This is a genomic window from Microcystis sp. M49636_WE2, assembly GCF_030065375.1.
Classification (GTDB): Bacteria; Cyanobacteriota; Cyanobacteriia; order Cyanobacteriales; family Microcystaceae; genus Microcystis; species Microcystis aeruginosa_C.
In genome coordinates, this window is record NZ_JASJFG010000274.1 from 1 (window position 1) to 5,313 (window position 5,313).

Consider the following 5,313-nt stretch of genomic DNA (forward strand, 5'->3'; position numbering starts at 1 on the left):
CCCAAGATAATCAAACTCCCTACGCTCAAATGTTAGTCGAGTTTTCTCCCAATCGTGCCGAGGCAACCCCGACTAATTTAAGGGCCGTAGCTTGGGGAAATTTGGCCTCAGAAGTCGCTCAGAACTATAATGAAGGCGATCGGGTAATTTTAGAAGGTCGTCTCTCCATGCAGACGATCGATCGTCCCGAAGGTTTTAAGGAAAAACGGGCCGAATTAGTCATTAGTCATCTCTATCATCTTGACGGCAGCGTGAGTAGCGGTGAAATGACGGCCCCGACTCCGGAAAAAGTCGTGCCAGTCAATACCCACAAATCGAATAAAACCGAGGTGGAGAAACCCGTCGCACCTGTCTCCACCGGGGATTTTGAATATGACGCATCCTATGAACTTTCTAATCCTTCCGCTTGGCAACCTAGCGACACATCGGTGGAGGAAAATTTAGACGATATTCCTTTCTAATCACCCCGACAGAATTAATTACAGATATTTTTCCCTTTTTTGTTCTGGTTTTCCCTCTTTCCAGAGTGTGAATTTAACTTTGTCATTCCTGAAATGGCACTGGTTCAGCCGCTACTGTGGGGAGGGCCAACATGGTCGAGAAGACTTGGGGCAGCAAGTCCAGTCGCCCAATGGGTTCTGGCCTAATCAAGCAAGTGCTGTTGGTGACAGCATCCCTAATCAACAGTCCATCTCTCGTTCTAATTGTTCAGGGGGATAGTCGATGACCGCTTCGGTTCTGAAGAAGGTACTGCCGAAGACATTGCGGATCAGACCGCCCGATCAAGTCCCGCAAGTACATCCCCAAAAAGAAGGTGACCGCCATCCAAGACCTGCAAATCCGGAACTCTTGTACTGTGCAGATTTTGCGGATTTTGAGTTAGTGGGGTTCTCATTCTTGAGGAGCGATCGCTACTTCGGGGATGCTGCGAGCCTTTGTTAACTAAGGCAGGAGGCAGAGGGCAGGAGGCCGTTTTTGTAACAGGGGTTTATCGATCTTCTGGAACTCTGGCAAAAATCTTACAGTCCCTCAAGTCTGGCTCTCTTATGGGGTAAGCCTTCAAGCAAGTGCTAACTAACAGAAACCCGAAATTTGAGTTTTTATTAGAAAAAAAGTTAGCATTCGCTTGTCAAGCAAAGGTTTCATACCAAATCCGTTTTTAATAGTGTGATTAAATCCCAAGTTATGGATTGTTTCTCCCTGCTCCCCACTTTCCCATACCTTTTAAACAGGATTTAGTATTATGCCCCGCTCCAAAAACTTTTCGCCTTAAAAGGCGAGGTTTTAGACCCGATTTTTTCGATAAAGTATTGATCAATAGCCTTTGAGATGCGCTTAAACTACCCCTTCTTTCTGGGAGAATTTAGAAATGCTTCAGAAAAAAAAATTATCGATTTTTAATAGACAGAAACAAAACAAGCACTTTTGGATAATAAAAATGGCAATCATTTTTATTACATCGCTACTCTTGATACAGACTATCTCGTTCTATAGCTCTGTTTATGCTCAATCATCTCTTATTTCACTCGAAATTTTACCCACATCGGTGGAGCTGCCGATTTCAAATGAGGAAGCAAAGGTACTTATTATTATTCGCAACACTTCAACAAAAGATAGACTTCAGGAAATTAAACTGGCTGATTGGTGGTTGAGTAGTATCGACGACAACAACCTTTCTATAAATATAAATGGCGATAAAAAAGAAAATATAAAAACTGTGGACAGTCTCCCACCAGGAGGAGAATTTACCTGGACTGTTAAACTTTCCCAGAAAAATTCAGAACCAATTATTGGGAAGGTTTATTTTCAAATTGATTACCAAAACAAAGCAGGTATTTCCAAGGTTGCTAACGCAGTCCTTGAAGTGAAGAGCCAGACACCTAAAAAAGCCGAAGAAATTGTTGATATAGAAATCAAAACCACTCTGGAGACATTGAATGAGAATCGCTCTGCCTTGGCTTATTTAATCATTAAAAATAAGGCTTATTTTCCGATCACTATAGAAAAAGTTGTGTCATCTAAACCAAGTTTTATTTCATTCGAGAAAAATTTAAATCTTGAGAAAAGTTCCAATCAAAATGTCAACCCGACTCAATCTCCAACTGACAAAAAGTCTCCACCTAACAAAGCACCTATTCAACTACAAAATGGGGAAACAGTTATCAATCAAGATGTGGCCCCAAACACTAAATATAGCATTCCCATTAATATTAAAGCAGGACAACAGGTTAAACCGGGAAAACACACACTTTTATTTGACATTAAGCTTAAGTGGAAACAAGACGAAAAAGAGCAAACAGGGAACGTCATAGAAGAAAAGGAGGTTAATGTTGGGGTTTTTGGCGAATCTGCTATTCTAGAGCTTTTGAAAGTTCCTTCTCTCTTTATCCTTCCTGGATTCTTGGTGTTGATGACTATCAGGCAACTTTGGATCTGGCGTTTGTTTAGAGCTAATGATGAGGAGGCAGAGTTTCCACTCAATCCCGATCAGGTTGAGTTTTGGTTTTTTGGTGTCTTCATCTCGCTAACAATAGCATTTGTTTGTAATGTAATTCTAAAAAATAACTATCTAGAAGAATATGGAACGAATGATATCTTTTTCCTTTGGATATATTCGATAATTTTAGGACTAATTGTATACTCTATTTTGTCACTATGGCAAAATTGGTCGAAGCAGCAGATTACCCCAAATCCTGATGACGATCCGATCACGATTCTTGAAAAGCTTCACCGACGCAATCTGAATGCTTCTTTAGAGCCAGTGTCTGTTGCTGGGCAAGACCGAGATGGGTTTCTCGTAGCACAACCTAATTCGTCACTAGAAGGAACTCACTGGGTTATTCCTCCCATCGCACTAAAATATCGACCCGCCCGTCAACCTCTTACCGATCTTCCAGTGGAAGCAGGATTGATACCACGCATTAGTCAATGGGTGACAAGAAACATTATTCATATGATAATGGGTGCCCCAGAAACTAACTTTACTCACCTACAGAGAAACATCAACCAACAACGAGGGCGACAAGGACGTGCAGATGAACTCGCCAAGCTCCTTAAACAAGGTCAAGATAGTGACTTTCTAACAGTGAGTTGGCAAAATCTAGATTGGATTCAACGCCCCACCCAGTTCCCTCAGCCTGGCACTCAACTACAGCGGCATGAAGGAGCTGAACCATCGTCAATAGTTCAGATTGAAGATGTTTAGTTGTGAAAATCTTGGCAGATCCCGTGGATCTGCCTGTCAGCTTACCATACCCTCTCTACCGAGATTCGTCCGTTGTCTCCAGACAGAACGGTGTTAAGTAAACGACCTATCGACTTTTCTCCGTCTTGCATACGATATAATTATATTCTAACTTACCAGAGGGGGAAACGGCAAGTGATATCGATACCTTCAATAAAAAGACTGCGGCTTTCATTTATTTGGACAGAAACTTTTACCGATATTTTTACCATAGAGCAATCTTCTGCCCCCTTAGCGTTTGTCGGAAAATCTGATCTATACAAGCAGAATTTTCCTAATGGACTGCCCTGGTTACTAGGTAAAAACAGACACTACTTTTGGGGACACTATTTGAAAGATAATAATAGACCGCCAGTCCTCTTACAAAACATCAAACCAGACAGAGCTTGGAAACAACTCGTCCCCTTCCGTAGTAAGCAAAATTTACCTTCCGTTAGTACGCCACAATGTCGGATTCTTGTAGAGGCTTTTTATTATCCTTTTGGATTGGCTCTGGTCATTCATGCAGCATACTCTGGTTCATTCACTGCTCAACAAGTGATCGAAACTGCCTTCCGGATTAGACAAGATAATATATTCAGTATTCAATCTAATAACAATTGCAACCAAGAAGCCCAAAACATTTACCAACAATATCAGGGACAGACTCTAAGTCTAGATGAAGTAGCACAACTCTGCCTCAATACGATTCAGAAGGTAAATCTAGGTTTGGCTGATTTTCCTGAAAATGGCATACGCTCATTTGATCCCTTTACAGTATTTACCCCAGTACAGGGAGATGGCATCAATCCAGCGCAAAGCATTCAGAACAGTGAGATTCATCAAATGTTGGAAGCGGTCACGACATGGATGGAGCCAAGTTCAGAACAATTGCCAGACCTGAACGACACGAGTTTTCAATTCCCTGTCATCCATCCTTCCCAACAGGGAAGCTTAATCTATCACCAGAAACGGGGGCGGGCGGTCTGGTTTCCCATCCCCCTAACCGCTCACGGTAAGCGTAAGCGGCGCACCTTAAGTTGCTACCACAAGAATTTAGTTTTGACATCTCTACAGGTGGAAAGTCTGAGCAACCTCATGATTGTTGCTGCTGAAGATGAAGAACTCAGAAATCAGGGATTCTTGACACCTCCAATTTACGAGTTCTGTGCTCGTCGAGCAGCAGGGATTTTGGGGCAACTCTATGGATGTGTACAAACCTATACTTCCCCAAGTGCTAAAATTCAAATTGATGAAAATGACTGGAAGGATAGTATTAACACAGTTCGCTTAAAACTCGGGGTGGGTCATGAGGTTAACATAAGTAGTCATGCAAAATAAATTTCCTAGTGAAGAAAGGCAAAAGGCAAAAGGCAAAAGGCAAGAGGTGGTTAGATATGTGTAATTAATTTTGCTTAGGTACTTAGATAGACTTAACTCCTGATTTAATATACTTTTAAATCTACTTTAGACGGTCATAATCTGAGATTCATTAAACTTCTGAAATCCTAGAGTGAGCAAGGAATAAAGTTCTTTTTTATGTTTCAGATGGACATCATTCAGACATACATAAATAGCCGAAGAAAACTCAGAAAAGGTGTCATATTAAACGGCAACCAGCTAGAGAACTGGAATTTCACGGGCAAGCCATTAAGCATTAAAAGTATTGCTATAAAATGCTATGCAAGGATCACAGCCGAAAAAGCAAAACTAATGTTTTCCCTGTGTATGCGGTTTATTTGCTATATAAACATTTATTTTCGACCAATTTCCCAGCCTTTCAATTAAATTCAGATTAGGCGAATAATGCGGCAAATAGAGTAACTCTATTAACAAATAGAGCGTTTTTCAGTCTGCTGAGGTACAAAAGTTATGGGTTTTAGGCAAGAGGCAAAAGAGAAGAAAAATAGGTGTACCTCACTAGCTTAGGAAACGCTATATACCCCAAAATAGTCCTACTGATCAGTAATTTTACTTTCAGCGAGAATTTCTTGAAGGACGGGGGATAAATTGCTAGTTAAACGGCCGGATCGAATAAATTCAGCGTAGGTATCAGCTTCGATATCTAGGAGGGTTTCCCGAAGTTGTTC

At 41.2% G+C, this 5,313-nt stretch carries 3 protein-coding genes and 2 pseudogenes; 3 read left to right on the plus strand and 2 right to left on the minus strand.

Annotated elements, in window-relative coordinates:
• The 3 genes from PX484_RS06585 to PX484_RS06595 form a co-directional block, all read left to right on the plus strand.
• Positions 1-461, plus strand: a 461-nt coding sequence (locus PX484_RS06585) for a single-stranded DNA-binding protein (protein WP_288103205.1), incomplete at its 5' end; no start/stop codon positions are given.
• A 977-nt stretch (positions 462-1,438) separates the two neighbouring features.
• Positions 1,439-3,205, plus strand: a complete 1,767-nt coding sequence (locus PX484_RS06590; protein WP_287765605.1) for a hypothetical protein — start codon at positions 1,439-1,441, stop codon at positions 3,203-3,205.
• Between the two features lie 174 nt (positions 3,206-3,379).
• Complete coding sequence (locus tag PX484_RS06595; RefSeq protein ID WP_287765602.1) at positions 3,380-4,564, plus strand: hypothetical protein; 1,185 nt, start codon at positions 3,380-3,382, stop codon at positions 4,562-4,564.
• A gap of 126 nt (positions 4,565-4,690) precedes the next feature.
• On the opposite strand, the pseudogene PX484_RS06600 reads toward PX484_RS06595, so the two are convergent.
• Positions 4,691-4,828 (minus strand): annotated as a pseudogene (locus tag PX484_RS06600) (IS630 family transposase); the annotation flags it as partial.
• 133 nt (positions 4,829-4,961) lie between these two features.
• A pseudogene (locus PX484_RS06605) lies at positions 4,962-5,053 on the minus strand (transposase); the annotation flags it as partial.
• Positions 5,054-5,313: the final 260 nt, after the last annotated feature.

Bases quoted from the DNA above. Each gene is read 5' to 3' on its own strand.
- PX484_RS06590 (WP_287765605.1), top strand. From the start codon at position 1,439: ATGGCAATCATTTTTATTACATCGCTACTCTTGATACAGACTATCTCG.